Origin of the sequence: Shewanella sp. Iso12 (assembly GCF_012030025.1) — a bacterium.
GTDB lineage: Bacteria > Pseudomonadota > Gammaproteobacteria > Enterobacterales > Shewanellaceae > Shewanella > Shewanella algae.
This window is the reverse complement of the sequence record NZ_JAAUHW010000007.1, coordinates 136,387-158,694: the sequence shown is the minus strand read 5'-3', so window position 1 is coordinate 158,694 and position 22,308 is coordinate 136,387. Positions and strand designations below refer to the sequence as shown.

Genomic DNA, 22,308 nt, shown 5'->3' with positions numbered 1-22,308 from the left:
ATAGATGTCTCTTTAAATTCAGTCTGTTACAGGTGGAGCACGACTGTTGAACAGGCGAACGTGGGTCGCCTGCCAGGAAGGAGCCGTAAAACTGACTCTGATATAGGATTGTTTGACAGCATCCAGATGCAGCCCGGTGCCAGGCATGAGCTTGTTCAGCTGATGCTGATGGAAACAGAGAGTACAGTGGGTCTTGTGACCCTCTTCGAGATGGGAAATGCTGTGGGCCGATGCAGCCACAGACAAGAGCACCAGTATGGCGGCAAGCCATATGGCAATAGTGCTTCTTGTACGAACAGCGATATCCAAACCTAACATCCCCCAGATAGATCCGGCGCTAGTGTAAGCCAGCCTACCCCGAGGTTGCAACAAGGTTAACAAGGCGAAGCTGAAACTAAAAGTTACAAGATATGTAACAACGCCAAGGTTTCGGCACTAATTACAGCTTACAGGCCTGGCTGAGATTAAGTTCTGCTTAAGCTCTGCCGGTTAAGGTTTACCCTATACTCTTTGTGCTCGCGCCCGCCCATGGGAGCAGCCTAACCAAAGGAAAAGCTATGTTGGCATTTCTCAAAAATAACCTGGGGATTATCCTGTTTGCCATTCTGTTTTGCGGCGCCATTTTGGGCGGCATCTATTACGTAGAAACCTCCCTGGCCAATCAGGTACAGGTGGTAGACTGAGCCCTCAGCGATACTTCTGCCGCTGCGCCGAATCATCCTCTTCAACTTTAACCGGCGCTTCAACCGTGTGCAGATGATCCATCAGGTGGCTGATCAGCAAGACGATCAGCCCAAGGATTGCGACAGGTATCCCGAAGTGTCTGGTCTCTGGAACCAACCAGGCACAGATAGCCGCAGCCGCCCCCAGATAAAAACCCACCAGTTTCAATTTCAATAACCAAGGCGTCTTCCCAAGCCAGGCTTCACAATGAGGACACTGGATCTGCGCGGAAAAGCCACTGCCCCGCTGCCGGGCTATCTGAGAAACATTAAAGGTTTTATTGCAATTGGAACATAGCACTCGAGCGTTCTCCGGCGAGCTCAACAAAGGGCGCTATTCTAGCAAAGCTGACGTCTGCCTTATATCTCCCATGAGTGAAAAACCACAAATCCGCGAGCTTTTTGGGCGTCATGGGACATTTCGTGTCATATTTATTGACTCCAACACTTCAAAAATACAGATAAAAATCGGACAAAAACATGGTTAGAACTCTCTTGCTCGTGTTGTGTTTATCTCTTTCCTGGCAATCTTTCGCATCTGAACCCGAACCGCTCGCTACCGAGCAGCTCACTTTGATGCAGCAAACCATAAGACAAAATATTCAACAGCTTCGCAGTGCCAAAGGCGAACTCAAGGCGGTGACTGAGTTTAGGATCAAGGCGCTGACTCTGGCGCAAAGAAATAAACTCAAAGAGAGCATAGATGCCATTGGCGACAAGAGCGCAGAACAGAATGCCAAGGTGAATGTTTTGCCGCATCTGCAAGCGCAGCGGCAACTCCTGCAGGAGATGGTGCAATATCTCGACAAGGAGATAATGTCGCTGCAGGGCAAACTCGGCAAAGGGGAAGATCAACAGCTGATGCTTGAGATCTCCCGCCGCAGCCTGGAAAAGGATGAAATTCAAAAAGGCTTGCTGGAACTGCTCAATTGGTCAGAGCAACTGGGACAGGATGTCAGCCAGGCGAAAGAATCACTCAAGCAACGTCTTATCGTCAGAGCCGAGTTGCTCGAAAGTCTGGTGAGCTACAACCAGCAGCAGTTGGGCGTGCAAATGGCCGAAAATGCGCTGGCGGGCAAAGATGTCAGCAGCGAGCAGAGCAAGACCTTGACCCTGCTGAAAGAGCGGTTGGAAAACAACAGCAGCAGCCTGAGTGCAGTGATAGGCATGCTGGATAAACTGGATGTAGATACCAGCGATCTGAAAAAGACCCTGTTTGCCATTTCCGGGGATATCACCCAGGACGTCCTCAATATCGATATCGTCTCCAGTCTGGCCGGACAGTGGTTTGATATCGCCAAGGCGCAGTTGATTGAAGGTGGGCCGGATATACTGTTCAAGATATTTATCTTCTTGTTTATCTTGCTACTTACCGTCTTGCTGGCCAAATTAACCAAGCGAATCGTCGCCAAGGCGGTCAGTAACTCCAAACTCAAGTTCAGCAAGCTGCTGCAAGATTTCTTCACCTCGCTTTCCGGCAAGATTATTTTTACCTTGGGGCTGCTGATAGCCTTGTCACAGCTTGGATTCGAACTCGGCCCACTACTGGCCGGTTTCGGTATTGCCGGGGTAATTATCGGTTTTGCGCTGCAGGATACCCTGTCCAACTTCGCCTCAGGGATGATGATCCTTATCTATCGTCCCTTCGATGTGGGAGATCTGATCCATGCCGCCGGAGTCACAGGCAGAGTCAGCCATATGAGCCTGGTATCTACCACTATCAAGACCCTGGACAACCAGCGGCTGATCATTCCCAACAACAAAATTTGGGGCGATACCATCAACAATATCACCGCCGAGCATCACAGACGGGTAGATATGACCTTCGGCATCAGCTACAGCGATAATATTGAACAGGCTGAAGCCGTGCTGGAGCAACTGGTGCAAGAGCATCCCAAAGTACTTAAGCACCCTGAGCCTACGGTTAAACTGCACCTCTTGGGCGAATCCTCGGTGGACTTTGTGGTGCGCCCTTGGGTCAGGCCGGAAGACTATTGGGAAGTTTACTGGGACATCACCCGGGCGGTGAAGATGCGTTTCGACGAGGAAGGGATCAGCATTCCATTCCCGCAGCGGGACGTACACTTCTATCGCGGTTAAATCGGCGCGGCAATATCCAATACAACAAAGGGCGCAGAGGCGCCCTTTGTTGTTATCGAGTTAAAGCCCTATCACTTCACCCTGCTCATTGATATCGATATGCAGGTAGCCTGGGTTCAAACCCAGCCCAGGCATTGTCATCACCTTGCCCACCAAAGCGGTGACAAAACCGGCTCCGGCGTTAAGCCTAAGCTCAGTGATTGGCAGGGTAAAACCGCTGGGGGCCCCCTTGAGTTTGGGATCGTGGCTGATAGACATAGGCGTCTTGGCCATACACACAGGCAGCTTATCTGCGCCAAGACGCCGGATCTCGGCCAGTTGCTCATGGGCCTTGGCCGACAACTCTACCCCGGCCGCACCATAACCAAGCTCGGCCAAGGTTGCCAGACTGGCCTCGAGTCCAAGCGAAGGGTCATAGAGAGGCTTGAAGCCATCGCCCTTGCCTATGGCCGCCAATACCGACTCGGCCAGGGCCTTGGCGCCATCGGCACCTAGTGCAAAGGCCTCACTGAGTTCACAAGCATCGGCGCCCTCGGCGAGGCAGGCCTGCCTCAGCCACTCAAGCTCCTGCTCGGTATCCTCGGGGAAACGGTTGACGGCCACCACCACAGGTGTGCCGTAGCGGCGCACATTGGCCAGGTGCCAGGCCAGGTTGGCAAAGCCCTGTTCCAGTGCCTGTTGGTTAGGCTGGCTTACTGCCTCCCCCTTGAGCCCGGCATTACTCTTAAGCGCTCTCAAGGTCGCCACCAAGACTGTGCAATCTGGCTGACGCCCGGAAATCGGCGCCTTGATATTGCAGAACTTCTCAAAACCCATATCCGAGCCAAAGCCGCCTTCAGTGACCACATAGTCGCTGAGTTTCAGCGCCATTTCGTCGGCAATGATAGAGGAGTTGCCATGGGCGATATTGGCAAAGGGTCCTGTGTGGATAAGACAAGGGGCGCCGTTGAGGGTCTGCATCAGTGTCGGCTCCAGCGCCTGACGCAAAATGGCGCACATGGCACCGGCAACCCCGAGCCGCTCAGCTGTGATGGCCTGTCCGGAGGTATCGAGTGCCAGCAACACCTGGCCGACACGGCGACGCATATCGGCAAGATCGCGACTCAAAGCCAAAATAGCCATCAGCTCCGAGGCGGCGGTGATATCAAAGCCAGACTCATGCTCAGGGCCATTGTTATTTCCCAGCCCTACCTGAATTTGCCGCAGGCTGCGATCATTGTGATCCATCACCCTGTGCCAAAAGAGCTTTTCCGGATCGATATTGAGCGCATCCAAGCCACTGCGACGGCTGAACTCTGCCGCCCCGAGGCGCTGCTCATGATGCAGCCTGGCATCCAGCGCGGCGGCGGCCAGGTTGTGGGCGCTGGTAATGGCGTGAATGTCACCGGTAAGATGCAAATTCAGTTCTTCCATCGGCACTATCTGGGCATAACCACCGCCGGCAGCCCCACCCTTGACGCCAAAGACCGGCCCCATACTGGGCTGGCGCAAACAGGCGCAAACCTTGTGCTCGAGCGCATGCAGGGCCTGGGTCAAACCTATGCTGGTCACCGTCTTGCCTTCACCGTGTGACGTAGGCGTTATCGCAGTCACCAGAATCAGCTTACCGGGCAGATAGTCATAGACCCGTTCGAGCAAGGACAGCGGGATTTTTGCCTTGTGGTCGCCGTAACAGCTGAATTCACCGGGACGCAACCCCAGCTCAGTAGCGATATGCTCAATGGGACGCCTCGGCGTCATTCTAGAGATCTCTATGTCCTTCAACATTCAGTAAAACTCCCACAAGGGCCAAAGCAAATAGATCAAAGGACCCGCATACTAGGCCATTCCGGCTTCAAGCTAAAGTCGGAGCCCTCTTTATTCAGCAATACCTTAATCTGGGTCAAGAAATCTCTGGCCGGAATTGGCCGAAAAACAGTTTCCGAACGGAGGGAAAATAGCGAACGCAGGAATCATGGAGCCAAACAGGGGCCAAGGCGGGAAACCTAGACCCCGACACCTCAGAGCAGGGAGATCTCACCACAAAGATGCGGCCTGCGCCCTTTCTGATCTCTGAGTTCAAACTTATAGCCCTGCTCCATGGCCTCGGCGCAGAAGCAAACACTGGCCGGCATAAACAGCGGCAACTTGAACGCCACGTCAATGACACAGGGCCTATTGCCCAGCTCAGGCATCAACTGAGCCACGCAGCGGGCCTTGGACCACATGCCATGGGCCAGCACCCGGTCGAAACCAAAACGCTTGGAAAGCAAGGGATGCAGATGGATCAGGTTATAGTCACCCGAGGCTCTGGCATAACGCCGCCCCAAGTCGTCACCCAACTCCCAGACACTGGGGTTTTCCCACTGAATATCCCCGGCCTTGGGTGGTCTTGCCCTGCGCCCCGGCTTATCTATGCGATACAGATAAGTAGACAAGGATTCCCACACCAGCTCTCCGGCCACAGTCACCCTGGAAATAAGGTCAAACTCCAGCCCGGAATCTGTCTCTCGGCTGTCGGTGAGGCGACAGTCGATATCGAAACGCTCATCAAGGGTAACACTGCGAAACTGACTGATACGGTTACGCAGGTGGATCATTCCCAGCAGAGGAAAAGTGATGGCGTCATGGGTAAAGATCACCGCATGCAACCTGAAGGCCATCACATACAGATAGGTAGGCGGCAGAGTTTTGCCATCAAACTCGAAGCCACACACCTGAGCGTAGTCGGCCACCTTGCCTGGCTCCAAAGCCACGCCGGGAGTATTAACGCTGATACGAGGTAAAGGCTGGTTGTCCCAGCCAGGCTTTCGCCCGAAAAAAATCTTGCGATACAGCGAAAACAACGAAGGCATTGTTCGCAGTTCGACACTGAATTCCATAACCAAAAAGCCCACCTTGAGTATTCCAAGCCGAGCATTATACCCCATCCCTGCCGTTTTCGGAGCTATCTGTGATTTTGCGATCTGTCCGCCATAAGCGCTTGGGCCTGATGCCAAGGGCTGCGGCTTGTGAGACACTATATGCCTTCAAGTCATTCAGAACCCTCCAAAGTGCAAGATCAGAACTTTGACAAGCTGGCGCAAAAGTTCGCCAACAATATCTATGGAACCCCCAAAGGGCAGATCCGAGCCGCCATACTCTGGCGCGATCTGCAGGAACAGTTACCCTATTTTGCCGGCCGTAAACTCAGAGTACTGGATGCCGGTGGCGGTTTCGGTTTTTTCAGTCAAAAACTGGCAGCCATGGGGCATGAAGTAGTACTTTGCGACATCTCCTCGGCCATGCTGGAACAAGCCCGGGAGCAGATTGCCGCCTCGGCCGAGCCCTTGGATATTCAACTGCTGCACTGCGCCATTCAGGAGCTGAACGTAACGGAACTGGGCCAGTTCGACCTTATCCTCTGCCATGCGGTTGCCGAATGGTTGCATGATGCCAAGGGGACGCTGGCGGGCTTGCTGTCACTCTTGAAAGATGACGGCCTGTTTTCACTGATGTTTTTCAATAAGGAAGCGATGCGCTTTCACGCCCTGGTGTCTGGCAATCTCGACTATGTGGCTGCCGATCTGCAGACCCGCAAAAAAGTCCGCCTCAGCCCGAAACATCCGCTGCAAATAGCCGATGTACAAGCTTGGTTTAACGAGTGGCAACTGGAGTTGAGGTGTGAATCCGGGGTAAGAGTCATCCATGACTATCTTAAAAAGAGCTTGCCGGATAATTTCGACTTCCAGCAACTGCTGGAAATGGAGCTGAAATACTCACGCCAGCAGCCCTATCTTTCTCTGGGCCGCTACGTGCATTTCATTGCTCACAAGGCATCCGGGCCGAACAACTCGATCGAGGGTTGATCTTTGCCATCCACTATCTGATCCAGATAACGGTTCTCTTCCGGCACCAGTTGCGCCAGGCGTTCGGGATCCATGTGCTTGAGCAAGACCTTGCCGCTGTTGGGGTGAAACATCACCTTACGCGGCCAAGGGCCACCCAAATCCTCCGCCTGCACAGGGATCTGCTCGAGTTCGAGATAACGCAGTACAAAATCTATGTTGGACTGGCCGACATTCAGCACACTGCTTTGGCCCATTCTGGCGCCGCCGAATACTTTGGCCTGTAATCTGTGTCGCTGACCACCGACACAGAGTATGGCATTGATCAGCTGCTCCATGGCCCAGTTGCCGTAGCGGCAGCTGTAGCTGGTCAGTTGGTGCCAATCTTCGTGAAGTTTGCGCTCGGGTAACAGAAAGTGATTCAGGCCACCTATGCCGAGTACGGGGTCCCAGATACAAGCCGCCACACAAGACCCCAAGCGGGTAAAAATGTACTCATCGGCACCTGTAATATAAAAATCGCCGGGATCGACCCTGGCAACCACCTTGCCAAAACGTTCATCCCACTGACGAACTGTTCCTTCAAACCCCTTGTACGCATCGCTAATGCCTTGCATCTCAACTCCCTGTGTCCAAGCACAGCAAGTATAGACCTCAGCGCCTCAGTTTGCCTCGCCGGGCGGTATATCACAGCTTTGCCGCCAGCAGTTACGGCTGCTGACTCCGACTTTATGCAGGTACTCGAGTAGGCTCTTTTTGCCGGCCAGATGCCCGGCACCGACGGCCACAAATAGTGGCGCCTGATTGGAACCCATTAGACTCAACAGGCGCTCGGCCATGCCTTGGTTACGCTGCCACAGCAGTTTTTCCAGCAATACGTCTTCACCTTCGGTGGACAGCTGATGCAACATCAACTCCGCCAACGCTTTTTCATTACCGCTGCGCCAAGCCGTGATCAGCGCCTGGATCTCCCGATCTTCGCCGCGAATACTCTCCCTAACCATACTCCACTGATACTCCAGCGCCAGCGAGTCCAGCAGTGCCAACTGCATTTCTGTACTTTCCAGCTCCAGCACGGGTCTATCACCGACCCCATCCAACAGATACTGTTCCACACCCAGACTGGGTTGATAACCCAGCTCTACGAAGCGCTGCATACTGATCTGTACCGACTGCAACCAGGGGGACATCATCGCCAATTGCCGGCACAAAGGCTTGCCGCCACAGTATCCCTGCAGCAGCGTCTGGGTTTCCTCATCAGGTGTTGCGGCCTTCAAGCCATACTTTTGCAGCAACTGCTGCGCCGCAGGATCGCGGACATCGGCTTCCAGCACCAGAGCACCGGCGTGGCGATAGGCCTGCTCTATCTGGTTTGGCAGTGGGTAGAAGTCGGCCTTGCCGACATGCACTGAGCCCATGAGAAAAGCCGTCTTACCGGCAAACTCCAACTGATGGAAAGGCGGCTTGTCGCCATCTCTTGCTTGGGCCATACCGCTTAAAAGCAAGCCACATCCGAAGAAGATCCACAGCAGTCGACTTGTTGCGCGCATCCCTGTTCCTTATAATTTCAGCCAAAGTTCACCAGTTAGAGGCTGTTATGCCATACACCAAGGTCATTGAGCAACTGAAAGCCAATCTGCAGACCGCTTACCGTCAGGCTGTCGATGCCGATAACCGTCTGGATCAGCTGCAACAGGCCGGCCATGGAAAGTTTTCTGCCGTATTCACCCAAGAGCAAGGCTTTACCACATGCAGTAATCGCTTCCTCCCTTATGTACAGGAGCTGGCACAGGCGGTAGCGGATCTTGAAGCCGAAACGGCGCCCACCCCGGAACAGTTGGAGGCGCTGCTGCCGAAACTGGCGGTCTTGCTGCAGACGCTGCAAAAATTTAAACAACAGAGTAAATAGCAAGAGTTCAAACCGCAAAATCACTCCGATAAGCCGGGTCAAGCCCGGCTTTGTCATCTTAGTGTCACTTGCAACACCTAGACTCTATCCGATTTGGGGCCTGGTGAGGTATTGCAGTTTGATGGCCATAGACAGGATTGCTGAGCTTAGAAGTGTGTTGGATAAAGAGGATATCACCGCACTGTTTCAGCCGATTATCAACATAGACAGCAACAGTATTCATGGCTTTGAAGCCCTAAGCCGCGGCCCTATCGGCAGCAGCGTTCATTCTCCATTTCATCTGTTCAGAACCGCCGAACGACTGGGACGCCTCTCCGAGCTGGAGACCTTGTGCCGCCGGGTCTCCATAGCGCAATTCCAGCAAAGACAACTGCCGGGCAAGCTGTTTATCAATATCTCCCCCAAGGCACTGCTGGATCCAAGTCATCCCAAGGGGCAAACACTCAAACTCTTGCAACAGTTCGGCATAGCACCATCCAATGTGGTGATAGAGCTGTCGGAACAATACCCGGCCGATGACATAGATCAGCTCAAAGCCTGTCTGGATCACTACCGCAATCAAGGGTTTCTGACCGCACTCGACGACCTTGGCGCCGGCTACTCAGGCCTGCGCCTCTGGTCAGAACTCTCGCCCGACTATGTCAAAATTGATCGCCACTTTATCCATCAGATAGATAAGTTTCCGGTTAAACAGGAGTTTGTCCGCTCCATCATAGAACTGTGCCAAAGCCTGACCTGTAAAGTCATCGCCGAGGGCATAGAGACAGAAGCCGAGCTGACGATACTGCGTCAGCTCGGGATCACCTATTGTCAGGGCTTTTTGCTTGGCAGACCCGAGGCGCAACCTGATAGGCAACTGCAGACCCGCTATCTTGCCATTCGTCAGCAGGAACAACCGAGATACAACGAGGCAGCAGAGAGCCTGTGCCATCAGGCGCAAACCTGCTGCTCTGATACCGAACTCAAGCAGTTGAGCGAACGCTTTCTCTCCCAGCCGGAGCTTCAGTGCATGGTGGTGCTGGAGCAGAAACAACCCTTGGGGCTGGTCTATCGCCATCGACTGATGGAGCTGTTTTCCCGGCCTTATGGCCGCGCCCTTCATGAGCACCAGGCGGTCACAGAGCTCATGGACAAAGATGTGCTTATGGTCGATGCGGCCACGCCGCTGTCGCGGGTGAGTCAAAAACTCACCGCCAAGCCTGGTACCGAAATAGCGCAGGAATTCATTATTCTGCGTCAGGGCGACTTCATCGGTCTGGGCCATACCCGCGAGCTGCTGCAGCGCATCACTGAACACAGAATACAGACGGCGCGCCACGCCAACCCATTGACTGAATTGCCCGGGAATGTGCCCATTCAGGAAGAGCTGCAACGGCTGCGCAAACTGCGACAGCATTTCTATCTGGCCTATTTTGATCTATGCCATTTCAAACCCTATAACGACATCTACGGCTTCAGTCGCGGTGATGAAGTGATAAGGGCTGTCGCCGGCCTGCTTAGACAATACGGCAAGGCGCAATTTATCGGCCACGTGGGTGGGGATGATTTCGTAATGATAGGCACAGAGCCGCAACTGCTCGGGGTTTGTCAGCAAATATTGGCAGAGTTTGAACAGGGCAAGAGGCAGTTTTTCAGTGACGAGCACTGGCAAAGACAACACTTGTTTGCACAGGACAGACAAGGGCAGGAATGCCTTCAACCGCTACTGCGCCTCAGCGTCGGAATACTGCCACCGCCATTGAGTCTGGACGCCAGCGAGCATGAGTTGTCCCGCTTGTGTGCACTGGCAAAAAAACAAGCCAAGCACAGCACCCAAGGGCTGTGCTTGCTGGAGATGCCGAGGACGGCTTAGAGTTTAGGCTTGAGTGTTTTCTGGAACCAGTCTTTCAGCATTCTTTCTTCATAACGGAAGCTGTCGCTGTTAATTCTGTCTACATGGTCGAGAAACTGCATATCAGTCAGCTTTTCATCGCCGGCAACGACCACCTGATCGCCTTCCAACAAGCGATAACTGAAGCTTATCTTGGGCGGATAAACGTTCTTGACTACACGTATATCGTTGGCGGTAGCGCCAAAAGTAGGCCGCACATCGCCGGCCAAATCCACGTCTGTGACTGTCAGTTCCAGCTTTTGGTTGTCTTTTAGAGATGAGGAAACGTCTTTATCCAAGGCTTTGGTCAAGGTCTCGAACAGACGTTTTTCGTAACGGGATTGCAGCTCGCTGGCAGACTTGATGTCCCGAAAATCCTTGGGTGACTGCCACTCAATTTTTACCTTACCCGACTCGGTAACCGGGTTTTCATCGACCTTGTCGGCCGCCAGCGCCGAGCCAGAGGCTAGGGCAGCTGCAAGTAACAGATATCTGATTTTCATATCAGCCTCCTTTGGGAGCGAATGTCAGTATGCATTTGGTTCAAACTCAGAGTATAAAATTTAACCTGAATCCGGGCTTAACGCAAAACTAATATGCGAACATCATCCTGTTATAAGTAATTATTTTATTTTGTTATTTTTCATAGCCACCCACAAAAATGCGTTAACCTGAGTATCAATTTGTAGCAGCACCAACAAGCTTTAACACAAGGCTGCTTGAGTCAGGCCCGAGGAAGTAATCTAATAGCAGAGCTAAAAAAACCAGTCACAACAGGAGCGCCAGTGAAATTCTCGCCGTCTTTGCTGATTACCTTGGGACTATTTACCGCCCTGGGAATTGTTCTCGTCGCCATCAATCAGGATGCCAAACCCAAGGGGCCGGAAACCTGGAGCGCCTTCATTTATACCCATGGCTTCGATTCTGGGCGTTATATCAAAGAGGACGATTTTGGCGACTATGGCAGCTGTAAGGCGTTTGCCATCGAGAAGTCCCAGGCCGCGGAGGGGGCACCTTGGGAGTGTGGCAGCTACTGCCGCTTCGACTCCCGCCGTCAGGGCTTTCAGTGTGAACAGATGCGCAACGACTAAGCCTGCTTAGAAAGGGAAACGGGCGCTGAGCTTGGGGTAAAGCTTGCGCAGTGCCTTGGGTTGATCGTTGAAACGCTTACCCTTGGGCTGACTCAGCCCCGAAGGCACAAAAGGCAACTCTTTCCCGGTACGGGTCTCGTATAGCTGGCCGGCCAGCAGATCTATCTCCTCAACAAAAGGATAAGCATAGCCATTCAGCTGCGGCCAAACTTCCAGTTCCCCCAGCGAATCCGCTGCATTGCAGGCCGCCTGATAACGCTCCTTACCCAGAGTCACCAGGAAGTTGCGAAACTCGGCAAAGCCATAATCTGAATCGACTCCGGCGATGATGTAAGCAGCTCCCCAGAGATCCCAGCTGTAACTCAGCCTGAGCTGCCGAGCAAAGTGTTTATCAAACTCTGCCAGTTCATCATCGCTAAGACCTTGCAGTTTTTCGGTCAAACGCGCCTGGAGTTGCTGTTGGTCCTGTTCGGGAAAGTCGCGGCTGACCAGCTCCCAAAACTGCTCTTCTGTCATTGAGTGTTATCCTGCCAAAAATGTCGGCGGTTATTTTACCGCAAAAAGCGATTAAAATCCGGCTGGACTCCCCCCAGGGCTTTCCATAGACTTAGGCCAATTTCTCACAGGAGTCATTTATGTCCATTTCAAGACCAATACCATTGGTACTGCTTTGTATCCTCTACCTGGTACTGGCTGTGGTAGCACTGTGGCGCACCATCAGCACCGGCGCTGTGGATCTGTTTACCTTGGGAGTCATCCCTGTATTGGTAGGCATAGTAATGCGCACATCCTGGTCATTGTGGGCATTGCGTATCTATCTCTTTATTCAGACTCTGGGACTCATGGCATTTGCCACTACGGCTTTGGTTGCACTGCAGATTACGCCGCAGGATGTCAAACTGGAGCTGGCAGGGCGAAATATCCCCTTGCTGCCGCTGGCGACTGTGTTGCTGGCCTTGCTGTTATTCCAGTATTGGGTGGCTTTTTCCGGCAGGACCAAGCGCTTTTTGCAGCAGGAAAAGTCTGACTAGATCGCACTGAATTTAAGGAAATCGGCGACCGGCTCACAATTTTGTGTCTTTTTGGTTAAAAAATAGCGGATAAAGCCCAAGAAGCCCGCTGAAAGGCCTTTTCAAGCCAAAAACCTTATGGCATGTTAGATGGGCAATAATAACTTATCGACGGAAAGAAGAGACGCTCCAGATGAACAAAACTGAACTGATCGCTAAAATGGCAGAACACGCCAACCTGTCCAAGGCAGAAGCTGCCCGCGCACTCAAGTCGTTCGAAGTAGCAGTGACCGATGCCATGAAAGAAGGAACTAAAATCTCCATCGTAGGCTTTGGCTCTTTCGAAACTTCAACCCGTGCAGCCCGCACTGGTCGTAACCCGCAAACCGGTAAAGAGATCCAAATCCCTGCCGCCACTATTCCCAAGTTCAAGGCCGGCAAGGCACTGCGTGACAGCGTCAACTAAGCCGCTTTTCACGGATGAAAGCGCCTCATGTTGAGGCGTTTTTTATTGCCTGAGGTTCCCAACACTCCATTGCACAAAAAAAGTGCAGCCCGCCCCAGCGAAATGCAACATTTCCTTAACCTGCATCACACTCAAAAGCTAACCACATGTATTTAATGCCTATTTAAACTTGGCACAGGATTCGCTCATTCCGCACAGACAATAACGAGTATCTGCACCGGTCAAGCTTGCCCGGCTCCAGAACCCAAACCATCGAGGGGATGAGAATGAAACACACCAAGTTTTCACTGTCAGTTATTGCAGGTCTGTTGTTGGTGGCCGGCGAAGCCCAGGCCGCTGTATCGGGGAATATAGGTGCCGCCTCCAACTATCTGTGGCGCGGCACCACCCAGACGGATGACTCTGTCGCCGTTCAAGGCGGTATAGACTATAGCCACGACTCGGGTTTTTACCTGGGAACCTGGGCCTCCAATGTCGACTTTGGTGACGATACCAGTTACGAGCTCGATTTTTACGGTGGTTACTCCGGCAGCATAGGCGAAGACTTTGGCTATGACATCAGCTATCTCTACTATGGCTACCCGGATGCCGAAGGCGATATCGACTTTGGTGAGCTGGCGCTGACTCTCAGCTGGAAGTGGTTTGAGTTGGGTTATGCCAAGGTGGTTAACGCCGGTGATGACGTGGCCGCTGCGCCACTGGATAACAAGGATTTGAGCTATATCCACGCCGGGTTCAGCTATCCCATCACGGAAACCGTGACGCTGACGGCACACTATGGTTATTCAGACGGTGATGTGGTGCAGAGTTGGTTCGGGGTTTCCGACTACGCCGACTACCACTTGGCCATCAGCAAGGAAACCGGCATAGGCTCAGTCTCCTTTATGGTGGCCGATACGGATCTGCCGGACGACGATGCCAAGATAGTGCTCAGCTATGTCTATGAGTTCGAATTCTAAGGATGGGAAAGCCCGAGGCGCAATCAGGCGATGACAGGACGATTGCGTTTACGGGCGGCAACCATTTTTTCGATATGCTCCACTATCGGCTCGGCCACCTTGATACCTGTGGTCAACTCTATACCTTCAATACCCGGAGCTGAATTGACTTCAAGCACCAAGGCGCCACGCTCGGAGCGAAGAATATCCACCCCGGCAACAGCCAGCCCCATCGCCTTGACCGCATCAATGGCTGTCTTGCGCTCCTGAGGGGTAATCTTGATTTTCTCGGCGCTGCCGCCCAAATGCAGATTGGAGCGAAAATCCCCCTCCGGGCCCTGACGTTTCATGGCCGCAACCACCTTGTCGCCCACCACAAAGCAGCGAATATCACTGCCGTTGGCTTCTTTGATATATTCCTGCACCAGAATATTGGCCTTAAGCCCCAGAAAGGCTTCAATAACGCTCTCGGCGGCCTTTTTAGTTTCGGCCAGCACCACGCCTATCCCCTGGGTGCCTTCCAAAAGCTTTATCACCAGCGGCGCACCACCCACCATGGCGATGAGATCCGGAATATCATCCGGCTTGCTGGCAAAACCTGTGACCGGCATACCCACCCCTTTACGGGAAAGCAACTGCAGTGCCCGCAGCTTATCCCTTGAGCGGGCTATGGAGATAGAGTCATTGGCGGCGTACACCCCCATCATCTCGAACTGGCGTACCAGGGCACAGCCATAGAAAGTCACACTGGCATGGATCCTCGGGATAATGGCATCAAAACCGCTGAGTTCCTCACCTTCAAGATGAATACTGGGCTGCACCGAGTTGATGTTCATATAACAGTTGAGTGGATTGATCACCCTGGCCTGATGACCACGTCCCTCACAGGCTTCCACCAGCCTGCGGGTAGAATAGAGCTCGGGAAATTGAGAGAGAATACCGATTTTCATGTTTGAGTGATCCGCCAAAGAGTTATGGCCCAGCAAAAGAAGTGGCATCTTTGACTATCCCTTGCCAATAGGCAAGTAAAATCAAACATCCCCCTCGGCCAGCAAAGGTAAAATATGCTGGGTTTCAAAATCCTGGGGCTGAATCGGCCGACAATAGAGATACCCCTGCAGCAGGTTACAGCCCCGCTCACGGCAAAACTGCGCCTGCGCCTCGGTTTCTATGCCCTCGGCTACTGACACCACGTTAAAGCCGTTGGCAAAGTTGATCAAGGCCGACAACAGACGCTTGCCGCGTTCATCCTGTTCGACCGAAGCCACAAAACTCTTGTCGATTTTCAGCACATTGATGGGAAAGTACTTGATGTGTTCGAGGGATGAAAAGCCGGTGCCAAAATCATCCAGAGAGAAAACAACTCCCAGTGCAGCTATCCGCTCCAGTACCTTGGCCAGTTCCAGCGGTTCCTCTATCAAGGCATTTTCGGTGAGCTCCAACTCCAGCAGCGAAGCCGGCAGCCCGGTTTGCTGCAATACCCTGACTATGGTCTGATACAGGGTTTCACGAATGATCTGCGACGGTGACAGGTTAACCGCCACAGATAACTGCTTGCCTACCGGAGCCAGCATGGCCAGCCACTTGACGGTTTGCGCGCAGGCCTGTGCCAACACCCACTCGCCTATCTCATCTACCAGGCCTATCTCTTCGGCTATCGGCAGGAAACTGTCCGGCGCCAGCAGGCCATCTTCAGGATGTTGCCAGCGCAGCAAGGCCTCCATTCCCAACAGCTCGCCAGAAATCGCATCGAATTTCCCCTGATAAAAGACCCTGAATTCATCCCGCTCCAGCGCGGTTCTCAGGCCCATCTCGATGCGGTTGCGAAACCTGACTTCTCTGGCCAACTCTTCAGAATAGAACTGGATCTGGTTGCGGCCCACCTTCTTGGCGCGATACATGGCAATGTCGGCACACTTGAGCAGCTCAGAGCTGTCACAGACAGAATCGCTGTACACTGCAATGCCAATGCTGGCACCGATAAGCACATCATGTTCCCCCAGAGGGAAAGGCTCTTCAAAGGCCCTTTGCAGCCTGTTGGCCACCGCCATCGGGAAGTAACGATTCTCCGACTCGGTCACCAGCACTACAAATTCATCGCCGCCGAGACGGGCAATGAGATCCCCTTCCCTGAGCGCCGCACTGAGACGGTTGGCCACTTCCACCAGTAGGATATCCCCCACCTGGTGCCCTAAGGTGTCGTTGATACCCTTGAAATCATCCAGATCCAAGAGGATCACCGCCAGCATGTCCTGATGACGCTTGACCTGACTCAAGGTACGATTCAGGCAGAGCTCAAAACCGTAACGATTGACCAGCTTGGTCAGGGAATCATGTTCGGCCAGCTCTTTGAGTTTCTCGTGGCTTTGGCGCAATGCCAACGCCATGGAAGCCCTTTGCTTGGCATTGCGGATAGCACGGGTCAAGCGGCTGGTATTGACTTCATCCTTGAGCAGAAAATCCTGCGCCCCCAACTCGATGCAGCGCTGCGCCAGCTTGTCGTCTTCATAACGGGAGATCATCACTACCGCGGTTTGCTCTCCGGCCGATTCATTGAGGCGGCTCAATACTTCCAGACCATTGGCATCGGGCAACATATAGTCGAGCAGTATGCCGTCGAAACGCTGCTGGCAGGCGAACTCCAAGCCACTCTGGGCACAGTTGGCCTCCATCACCTTGAACGCCAGTGACGATTGATCCAGGGCGCGGATGATAGCGGCTCTGTCTATCTCATCATCATCGATCAACAGCAGATTCATGCTTTCCATCCCTCAGGCTTCCGGCAACTCAACAATACGCCAATAGCTTTCCAGCATATTGAAAATATTATAAAAACCATCGCTTATTTCATGTTTGACCATATAGCCGGCCACATGATGCTTATAAGCCTCAACCTTGTCTTCATCGGCGCTTGAGGTGGTCAACACAAAGACCACGGAGAGAGACAGCACAGGGTCATTGCGGATATGGCTGAGAAACTCCAGGCCATTCATCCGCGGCATATTGAGATCCAGCAAGATAAGATAGGGGCAGCGCACCCGACCGTCGCCCAACATCTCCAAGGCCTCCAGCCCATCTCTGGCTCTGACCAAGGGGTTGAGCAGCCTGAGCTGCTGCATCGCCCGCTGCACCGCCATGAAGTCGACATCGTCGTCGTCCACCAACAGAATAGTCACTTCCTTGTATCTGGCTGTTTGACTCATGACTCCTCCTTGAAGTGGGCCGGCCAGGTGAAGTAAAAGCTGCAACCACGCCCTTCCGATTTCACCCAGATCTTGCCGCCCATGTTTTCCACCGACTTTTTCACCAAAGAGAGACCAAGGCCACTGCCTTCAACTTCATCTCTTGGCTTAAGCGTTTGGAATATTGCGAAAATTTTATGATGAAACTTGGCAGCTATCCCTGGGCCGTCATCCGTGACACAAAAACAATAATAGTCGCCCTGGCGCTCGCTGCTGACGCTGAGTACCCCCTCACCCTTGTCGTGGTGTTTGATGGCGTTGCTGAACAGGTTTCGGAAAACCAACTCCAGCGGTACTCTGGCCGTGGTCAGCAACGGCATATCAGACAGGATAGTCAGCTTGAACCCGGTTGGCGGCGCCACCAAGCTGAAGGTATCCTGCACCAATTGCTTGCTGTCCACTTCCGTCAACTCGGTATCCACCCTGCCTATGCGCGAGAAAGTCAGCAGGCCGTCCAGCAAGAGTACCATTCGCTGTACCCGGCTCTTGATCAGTCGCAGATACTTTTGCACCTGTTCACTGCTGTTGTCGCTGAGATCTTCTGCCAACCACTCGGATAACTGCTCTATGCCACGCAGCGGCGACTTGAGATCGTGAGAGGCTATGTAGGCAAAACTGTCCAGCTCACGGTTGATCTTCTCCAGCTCCTCTGTGTGGCGGGCTTTTTCGGCTTCAATCCGTTTGCGATCCGACACATCGTTGATAGTGGCCAGAATCGACTGGCCATTGGTGAAATGGATTGGGGTCAACCCCACTTCGACCGCCACCAAAGAACCGTCTTTGGCGCGGCCGAACAGATCATCGCGCTGGGACATATTCTTGGCAATCGGCTGCTGCAGATAACCGCCCATGTGCCGATTGTGCGACTTATGCAGACTTTCCGGCAGCAGTATGTTCACGCTGCGGCCCAATAGTTCGTCCCGGGCGTAACCGAACAGTTGCTCTGTATGGGCATTCACCAGAGTGATGAGTCCATGACCATCTACCATGATCAGCGCCGATGGCGAGGCCTCAATAACCAGACGGAAGCGTTTCTCATTGGCAAGGATCTCATTGGCTAGCAAGCCTTCCTGATACCTGGCTCTGGCGTTATTGAGCAAGAAATAGAACAACACCATGATAAACAGCACGCCTATGCCAAGCATCAGCTTGCTTTGCAGCTTCTCGGTTTCGGAGACAAAACTCTTGTCGGCGCCGATTTTCAGCAACCATTGATGACCACCGACTTTAAGCGGCAACACATGGTTGTAGGTTTTGGTAGCCTGGCCTTCCTCCTCAGTGCTGTACAGCAGCGAAGTGTCAGAGGCGGTATCGCCATCAAATACCTGCAGAATCAGGGAGGGAAACTTATCCGCCAAAATGCCTTGCATCAGGTTGTTCATCCGAAAGGCGGCATAGACCACGCCCTTGGCGGCCTTGGGGCCGGCGGCAGATTCATCATAAAGCGCCAAATACATCAAAAAACCGGCCTGGATATCCTGTTGGGTTTCCTGTACCAGGGTGATTTTGCCGGAGATCGCCGCCTCCCCTGTGTTGATGGCTCTGTCTATCGCTTCACGGCGAGTCGGCTCGGAATACATGTCATAGCCAAATGCCCGCCGATTACGCCAATCGAAAGGTTCCAGATAGATGATGGCCTGATAAGTGTCGCGCTCGCCGGACGGGTACACCCGATACTCATCAAAGCCTTCAGCCCTGATGGCCTCCTCATGGGCCGCCAGTTGCTCCGGGTGCAAAATAACGCTATAGCCTATCCCCTGGATCCCGGGATAAAAGCTTTCCATCTTGGCGTTGGTCACATACTCATGCCACTCCTCACGAGTCACTCCATCGGATGCCATAAACAGGCCCACACCGCCCCGCAGCACCTGCTCATAGGTCAACAGACGATCTCTTATGGCATCTTTGACCAGCATGGCCTGATACTCAAAGCGCTCACGTCCGCGCTGCTCCGCATATTGATTGAACAGATACCACCCCAGGCAGGTGAACAGAAGCGCCACCAACATGATCAGCCAAACCGAGGCCGGAGTGGAAAAACCGAAGCTTTTTGCTGGGTAGGATGATGCGGTGAGACGATCGTCCTGGATCATAAACAGCCTAGTCCTTAGCCAATAAAGCGAATGCTATGAGGTTAATTCTGGTCAGGATCATGGAAAAAACAAGTCAAAAACAGCAAAAAATCCCCAAGTTTTAGGTCCTTGTAAAAGATCGTCAAAATGTTGTCTCGATCTCACTTCCTGTTGCGACTCAGTGCTAGATTTCAGTTTAACCAAGGCTAATACTGAGTAGAGGGACGGACAGAATCATTTGCTTTGTTAGACAAAAATTTTTGCTTTTCAGCCAATGCTTTTTTGGCTAGAAAATCCTTGGATAAACCGTGAGGAATTCGTTATGGCCCATATTGTTGAACTCGTGCCCAACGATGCTGAAATTGAAGCGATGACCACCCCAAAAAACCGTCAGGCCGAGAAGGCACTGCAGCACAAACGTCAGGTAAAACGCCGCTTGGAAGATTACCTGGAGCGCCTGGAACTCAGACGAGCCATGGGGCTCGATGATGACGATATGTTTTAGCTTTCAGATATGGGAGGGTGTCAGCAACATCCTCCTTATCCTTGCCGCCCCCGCAAAGACTGGGTTTGAATAAGCAGGGCCTCGGCTTTTGCTCCCAACCAGACGTATAGTCCCAAAGCCACCAATAAACCAACCACTGCCAGCATCATCAAAATCGCTCCCTGAATATATTCCACCTGCCCGAGTGATGCCTTGAACATGGTCAGCAAGGCCTCAATAGAGATGGCGATCAATATGGTGGAAACAAAGCGGGTAATGGTTCGCCGGGTGGAGCTGTGGCGGAAGATGTCTTTATGCATCAACACCTCCTCTTCCAGTATGGTCTTGCCGAGATCGAATATCGCCAAGGCCAGGGTGATATAGATGATGATCCCGAACGGCTTGAGTGAGTCATGAGCCAGCTGCGGCCCCTGCGCCAACAAGTGCCAGATATCCCTGGCCGAAATCAGCACCAGTACCCCGACTATGATGAATAACCCTGTCACCAGAGTGAGATAAACCGCCTTGAACAGTGGCGTCACCTTGCGCCTGTGACTGTCGCCCATCATAAATTCAATCAGCCGGGTCAGGTTGATATCCACTACCACAAAGCCGCGACTGGCATCCAAACGACTCACTCCCAGAGATGCCGACAGACACAATTGCCCGGAAGCATTGGAAAGATAAGGTGAAGTTATTTGTACCCCGCTCTTGTCGCTGGCATTGAGAAAATAGGGGCGCTGGCTGCGATCCGGGTGTTCACCCACAGCCAGCAGTTTGATCTTTTGCTTGATAAGCGCCAGATTCGGGCTCACTTGGTGACCATTTTCGTCGAGTAAATACATCAATTCCACGAAGGGATAGCAGGCTGCTACTTCAGAAAACACCCTGATGGCCCGCCCTGTGTCGTCAAAGAGCTGAGAGTCGGCCATTCCGGTCAGAATCGACTGCAATAGTTCATCGATTAGCGGCTGATACTCATGAAAACGTTCAATCACACTCAAGTAACTCATGTTTGCCATAACTGCTCCTGAAATTCCGGCCATCTATCTCAGGTAAGCAGCTTGAATGCCAACAATGCAACATGATGAATATCAATTAATTAGCTTAAATCATCTGGGGCGACTATGCTCAATAACCAAGCGGTTGCACCAAGATCTGGCAAAGATAAATTCTGTTGCCAGACAGCGCGTTATCCAAGATGATAGCCGCCAATAACCTGTGTCTTCCGAGGAGACTATTGATGCCAGACACAAGTGCTTATAAAGAGGATCTGCGGCGCCTCTCGGACGAGCTGATCCGGTTGCAGACGCCGATAAAAATCCTCGATGCCATCAAGTGGCCGAGAGAGATGGAAGCCCGTTTTCTCGAGAGTAACGGCAAGCAATTACCCGCCATAGACGCCGAGTTTTACCAGCGTCTGCCGCTGCCTTTTGACCCGGATAAGACCCGCCAAGAGTTGACCGAACTGCGTCTGCAGACCCGCAAGCGCCTGGGAAGATACGACAAGCTGGGCAAGATATTGATAGCCAATATCGAGCAATATCTTCAGGTTATCGACATGCTGCAACACCGCGGCAAGGCCGACTTCGGCGAATTCAGCCGTCGCCTCTACGGCAGCGCCAACCACAAACTCCATGGTGACAGACACAATCTCAGACAGCTCGGCGACCGTCTGAGTTACATCTTCTCGCTGCCGGCAGCGCTGCGCAGCAATCGTCATCACCCCAAAGAAATCGCCGCGCCTGAAGCGGTGGATATACTCGGCCGCCGTCTGAAAGATTACTTTCACAGCGACGATATTCGGGTGCGTCTCAGTGATGGCATAGTCTCGGATGCCGCCGTGGGCGGCGACACGGTCAAGCTCAACAGCAAGGCGCTGTTCAGCCAATCGGATCTTGATGTCTACGAGGTGCATGAGGGCTGGGTGCATGTGGGCACCACCCTCAATGGTCGGGCTCAACCCTGGGCCACCTGGCTCAGCGTCGGTTCTCCCAGGGTAGCAGCAGCCCAGGAAGGGCTGGCCGTATTGATGGAAACCATTACCCTGAGCTCCAACCCAGGGCGGGCCAGGCGTATCAGCGACAGGATCACCGCGGTCGATATGGCCGAGCAAGGTGCCGACTTTATTGAAGTATTCAACTATTTCTGCGGCCAGAATCTCAGCAAACGAGACAGTTACCGGGTAACTCAGCGGGTGTTTCGCGGCGGCATGGTGCAGGGTGGCAGCTACTTCACCAAGGATATCTCCTATGTACGTGGCTATGTGGAAAACATTAACTTTATCCGCTCCGCCATCACAGCCGGGATCCCGGAGATTATCCCTATGCTGTTTGTCGGCAAGCTGGCCATTGAGGATATCCCCGTGCTTTATCAAGCCCACAGGGAGGGGCTTATTGCCGCCCCCAAGTATCTGCCGCCCATGTTTGACAACTTCAGTGGCCTCTACGCCTGGTTTGGTTTCGCCTCCGGGATGGCCGGGATAGACCTCAAGGGGGTGCAGAGGCACTTCAGCCGCCTGTTCAAACAGTTACCCAATGCCGAACCTATGTTCGAGTTGCTGGAAGACACTGAGTTTGACAGCAACGCCGACTGATA

The 22,308-nt window shown here is 53.0% G+C and carries 24 protein-coding genes; 11 read left to right on the top strand and 13 right to left on the bottom strand.

Annotated features, from left to right (window positions below; genetic code table 11):
- Positions 1 to 18: 18 nt before the first annotated feature.
- Positions 19 to 318, bottom strand: coding sequence for a hypothetical protein (locus tag HCX89_RS13585; RefSeq protein WP_109247278.1), 300 nt, complete (start codon positions 316 to 318; stop codon positions 19 to 21).
- A 239-nt stretch (positions 319 to 557) separates the two neighbouring features.
- Between HCX89_RS13585 and HCX89_RS23000 the strand changes: the two genes are divergently transcribed.
- A complete protein-coding gene (locus tag HCX89_RS23000) occupies positions 558 to 683 on the top strand; it encodes a hypothetical protein (protein ID WP_037436329.1) in 126 nt (41 codons plus the stop codon).
- Positions 684 to 687: 4 nt separating this feature from the next.
- Here HCX89_RS23000 and HCX89_RS13580 read toward each other — a convergent pair whose 3' ends face one another.
- Entirely contained in the window at positions 688 to 1,023 is a 336-nt protein-coding gene (locus HCX89_RS13580) for a hypothetical protein (protein WP_025886860.1), read from the bottom strand.
- A gap of 179 nt (positions 1,024 to 1,202) precedes the next feature.
- On the opposite strand from HCX89_RS13580, the gene HCX89_RS13575 reads away from it, so the two are divergent.
- On the top strand, positions 1,203 to 2,822 hold the full coding sequence (locus HCX89_RS13575) for a mechanosensitive ion channel family protein (protein ID WP_028779655.1): 1,620 nt from the start codon (positions 1,203 to 1,205) through the stop codon (positions 2,820 to 2,822).
- 60 nt (positions 2,823 to 2,882) lie between these two features.
- On the opposite strand, the gene HCX89_RS13570 is transcribed toward HCX89_RS13575, so the two are convergent.
- Positions 2,883 to 4,589, bottom strand: coding sequence for a formate--tetrahydrofolate ligase (locus HCX89_RS13570; protein ID WP_167716377.1), 1,707 nt, complete (start codon positions 4,587 to 4,589; stop codon positions 2,883 to 2,885).
- 233 nt (positions 4,590 to 4,822) lie between these two features.
- On the bottom strand, positions 4,823 to 5,656 hold the full coding sequence (locus HCX89_RS13565; protein ID WP_044735635.1) for a MaoC/PaaZ C-terminal domain-containing protein: 834 nt from the start codon (positions 5,654 to 5,656) through the stop codon (positions 4,823 to 4,825).
- A 198-nt stretch (positions 5,657 to 5,854) separates the two neighbouring features.
- Between HCX89_RS13565 and HCX89_RS13560 the strand changes: the two genes are divergently transcribed.
- Positions 5,855 to 6,649, top strand: a complete 795-nt coding sequence (locus HCX89_RS13560; protein WP_167716376.1) for a methyltransferase domain-containing protein — start codon at positions 5,855 to 5,857, stop codon at positions 6,647 to 6,649.
- On the opposite strand, the gene HCX89_RS13555 is transcribed toward HCX89_RS13560, so the two are convergent.
- The gene (locus HCX89_RS13555) at positions 6,610 to 7,245 is read right to left on the bottom strand and encodes a chemotaxis protein CheD (protein ID WP_025886858.1); all 636 of its coding nucleotides are present in this window, start codon (positions 7,243 to 7,245) and stop codon (positions 6,610 to 6,612) included. The genes HCX89_RS13560 and HCX89_RS13555 overlap by 40 nt on opposite strands.
- A gap of 45 nt (positions 7,246 to 7,290) precedes the next feature.
- Positions 7,291 to 8,178 (bottom strand): TraB/GumN family protein, encoded by an 888-nt coding sequence (locus HCX89_RS13550; RefSeq protein WP_071239129.1) that lies wholly within the window; start codon positions 8,176 to 8,178, stop codon positions 7,291 to 7,293.
- 47 nt (positions 8,179 to 8,225) lie between these two features.
- Between HCX89_RS13550 and HCX89_RS13545 the strand changes: the two genes are divergently transcribed.
- Together HCX89_RS13545 and HCX89_RS13540 are read left to right on the top strand one after the other, a co-directional pair.
- Positions 8,226 to 8,537, top strand: a complete 312-nt coding sequence (locus HCX89_RS13545) for a hypothetical protein (RefSeq protein WP_025009323.1) — start codon at positions 8,226 to 8,228, stop codon at positions 8,535 to 8,537.
- A gap of 121 nt (positions 8,538 to 8,658) precedes the next feature.
- A complete protein-coding gene (locus HCX89_RS13540) occupies positions 8,659 to 10,389 on the top strand; it encodes a bifunctional diguanylate cyclase/phosphodiesterase (RefSeq protein WP_167716442.1) in 1,731 nt (576 codons plus the stop codon).
- Here HCX89_RS13540 and HCX89_RS13535 read toward each other — a convergent pair.
- Positions 10,386 to 10,910 carry a DUF3016 domain-containing protein gene (locus tag HCX89_RS13535; RefSeq protein WP_145839623.1) on the bottom strand — a complete coding sequence of 175 codons (525 nt, stop codon included), beginning with the start codon at positions 10,908 to 10,910 and terminating at the stop codon, positions 10,386 to 10,388. The genes HCX89_RS13540 and HCX89_RS13535 overlap by 4 nt on opposite strands.
- A gap of 282 nt (positions 10,911 to 11,192) precedes the next feature.
- Here HCX89_RS13535 and HCX89_RS13530 point away from each other — a divergent pair, with 282 nt between their 5' ends.
- Positions 11,193 to 11,498, top strand: coding sequence for a hypothetical protein (locus HCX89_RS13530; protein ID WP_044733623.1), 306 nt, complete (start codon positions 11,193 to 11,195; stop codon positions 11,496 to 11,498).
- A gap of 6 nt (positions 11,499 to 11,504) precedes the next feature.
- Here HCX89_RS13530 and HCX89_RS13525 read toward each other — a convergent pair whose 3' ends face one another.
- Positions 11,505 to 12,014 carry a DUF4240 domain-containing protein gene (locus HCX89_RS13525; RefSeq protein ID WP_167716374.1) on the bottom strand — a complete coding sequence of 170 codons (510 nt, stop codon included), beginning with the start codon at positions 12,012 to 12,014 and terminating at the stop codon, positions 11,505 to 11,507.
- Between the two features lie 119 nt (positions 12,015 to 12,133).
- Here HCX89_RS13525 and HCX89_RS13520 point away from each other — a divergent pair, with 119 nt between their 5' ends.
- The 3 genes from HCX89_RS13520 to HCX89_RS13510 all read left to right on the top strand — a co-directional run bounded on the left by HCX89_RS13520 (position 12,134) and on the right by HCX89_RS13510 (position 13,933).
- The gene (locus HCX89_RS13520; protein ID WP_117200268.1) at positions 12,134 to 12,529 is read left to right on the top strand and encodes a hypothetical protein; all 396 of its coding nucleotides are present in this window, start codon (positions 12,134 to 12,136) and stop codon (positions 12,527 to 12,529) included.
- Positions 12,530 to 12,701: 172 nt separating this feature from the next.
- Positions 12,702 to 12,974 (top strand): HU family DNA-binding protein, encoded by a 273-nt coding sequence (locus HCX89_RS13515; protein ID WP_025009317.1) that lies wholly within the window; start codon positions 12,702 to 12,704, stop codon positions 12,972 to 12,974.
- A gap of 266 nt (positions 12,975 to 13,240) precedes the next feature.
- On the top strand, positions 13,241 to 13,933 hold the full coding sequence (locus HCX89_RS13510) for a TorF family putative porin (RefSeq protein ID WP_028779648.1): 693 nt from the start codon (positions 13,241 to 13,243) through the stop codon (positions 13,931 to 13,933).
- 23 nt (positions 13,934 to 13,956) lie between these two features.
- Here the strand turns inward: HCX89_RS13510 and rimK are convergent, their stop codons facing one another.
- From rimK to HCX89_RS13490, 4 genes are all read right to left on the bottom strand, one after another.
- Positions 13,957 to 14,862: a 30S ribosomal protein S6--L-glutamate ligase gene (gene rimK / locus HCX89_RS13505; protein WP_025009316.1), complete on the bottom strand. Its 906-nt coding sequence runs from the start codon at positions 14,860 to 14,862 to the stop codon at positions 13,957 to 13,959.
- 81 nt (positions 14,863 to 14,943) lie between these two features.
- Positions 14,944 to 16,671, bottom strand: coding sequence for a bifunctional diguanylate cyclase/phosphodiesterase (locus tag HCX89_RS13500; protein ID WP_028779647.1), 1,728 nt, complete (start codon positions 16,669 to 16,671; stop codon positions 14,944 to 14,946).
- Positions 16,672 to 16,683: 12 nt separating this feature from the next.
- Positions 16,684 to 17,115, bottom strand: coding sequence for a response regulator (locus HCX89_RS13495; RefSeq protein ID WP_025009315.1), 432 nt, complete (start codon positions 17,113 to 17,115; stop codon positions 16,684 to 16,686).
- Positions 17,112 to 19,247, bottom strand: coding sequence for a CHASE domain-containing protein (locus HCX89_RS13490; protein WP_243885272.1), 2,136 nt, complete (start codon positions 19,245 to 19,247; stop codon positions 17,112 to 17,114). The genes HCX89_RS13495 and HCX89_RS13490 overlap by 4 nt, the downstream gene beginning before the upstream one ends.
- A gap of 301 nt (positions 19,248 to 19,548) precedes the next feature.
- Here HCX89_RS13490 and HCX89_RS13485 point away from each other — a divergent pair, with 301 nt between their 5' ends.
- Positions 19,549 to 19,731, top strand: a complete 183-nt coding sequence (locus HCX89_RS13485; RefSeq protein WP_025886854.1) for a PA3496 family putative envelope integrity protein — start codon at positions 19,549 to 19,551, stop codon at positions 19,729 to 19,731.
- 35 nt (positions 19,732 to 19,766) lie between these two features.
- Here the strand turns inward: HCX89_RS13485 and HCX89_RS13480 are convergent, their stop codons facing one another.
- Complete coding sequence (locus HCX89_RS13480; RefSeq protein WP_025009312.1) at positions 19,767 to 20,732, bottom strand: PDC sensor domain-containing protein; 966 nt, start codon at positions 20,730 to 20,732, stop codon at positions 19,767 to 19,769.
- Positions 20,733 to 20,953: 221 nt separating this feature from the next.
- Here HCX89_RS13480 and HCX89_RS13475 point away from each other — a divergent pair, with 221 nt between their 5' ends.
- On the top strand, positions 20,954 to 22,306 hold the full coding sequence (locus HCX89_RS13475; protein WP_028779643.1) for a flavohemoglobin expression-modulating QEGLA motif protein: 1,353 nt from the start codon (positions 20,954 to 20,956) through the stop codon (positions 22,304 to 22,306).
- Positions 22,307 to 22,308 lie beyond the last annotated feature (2 nt).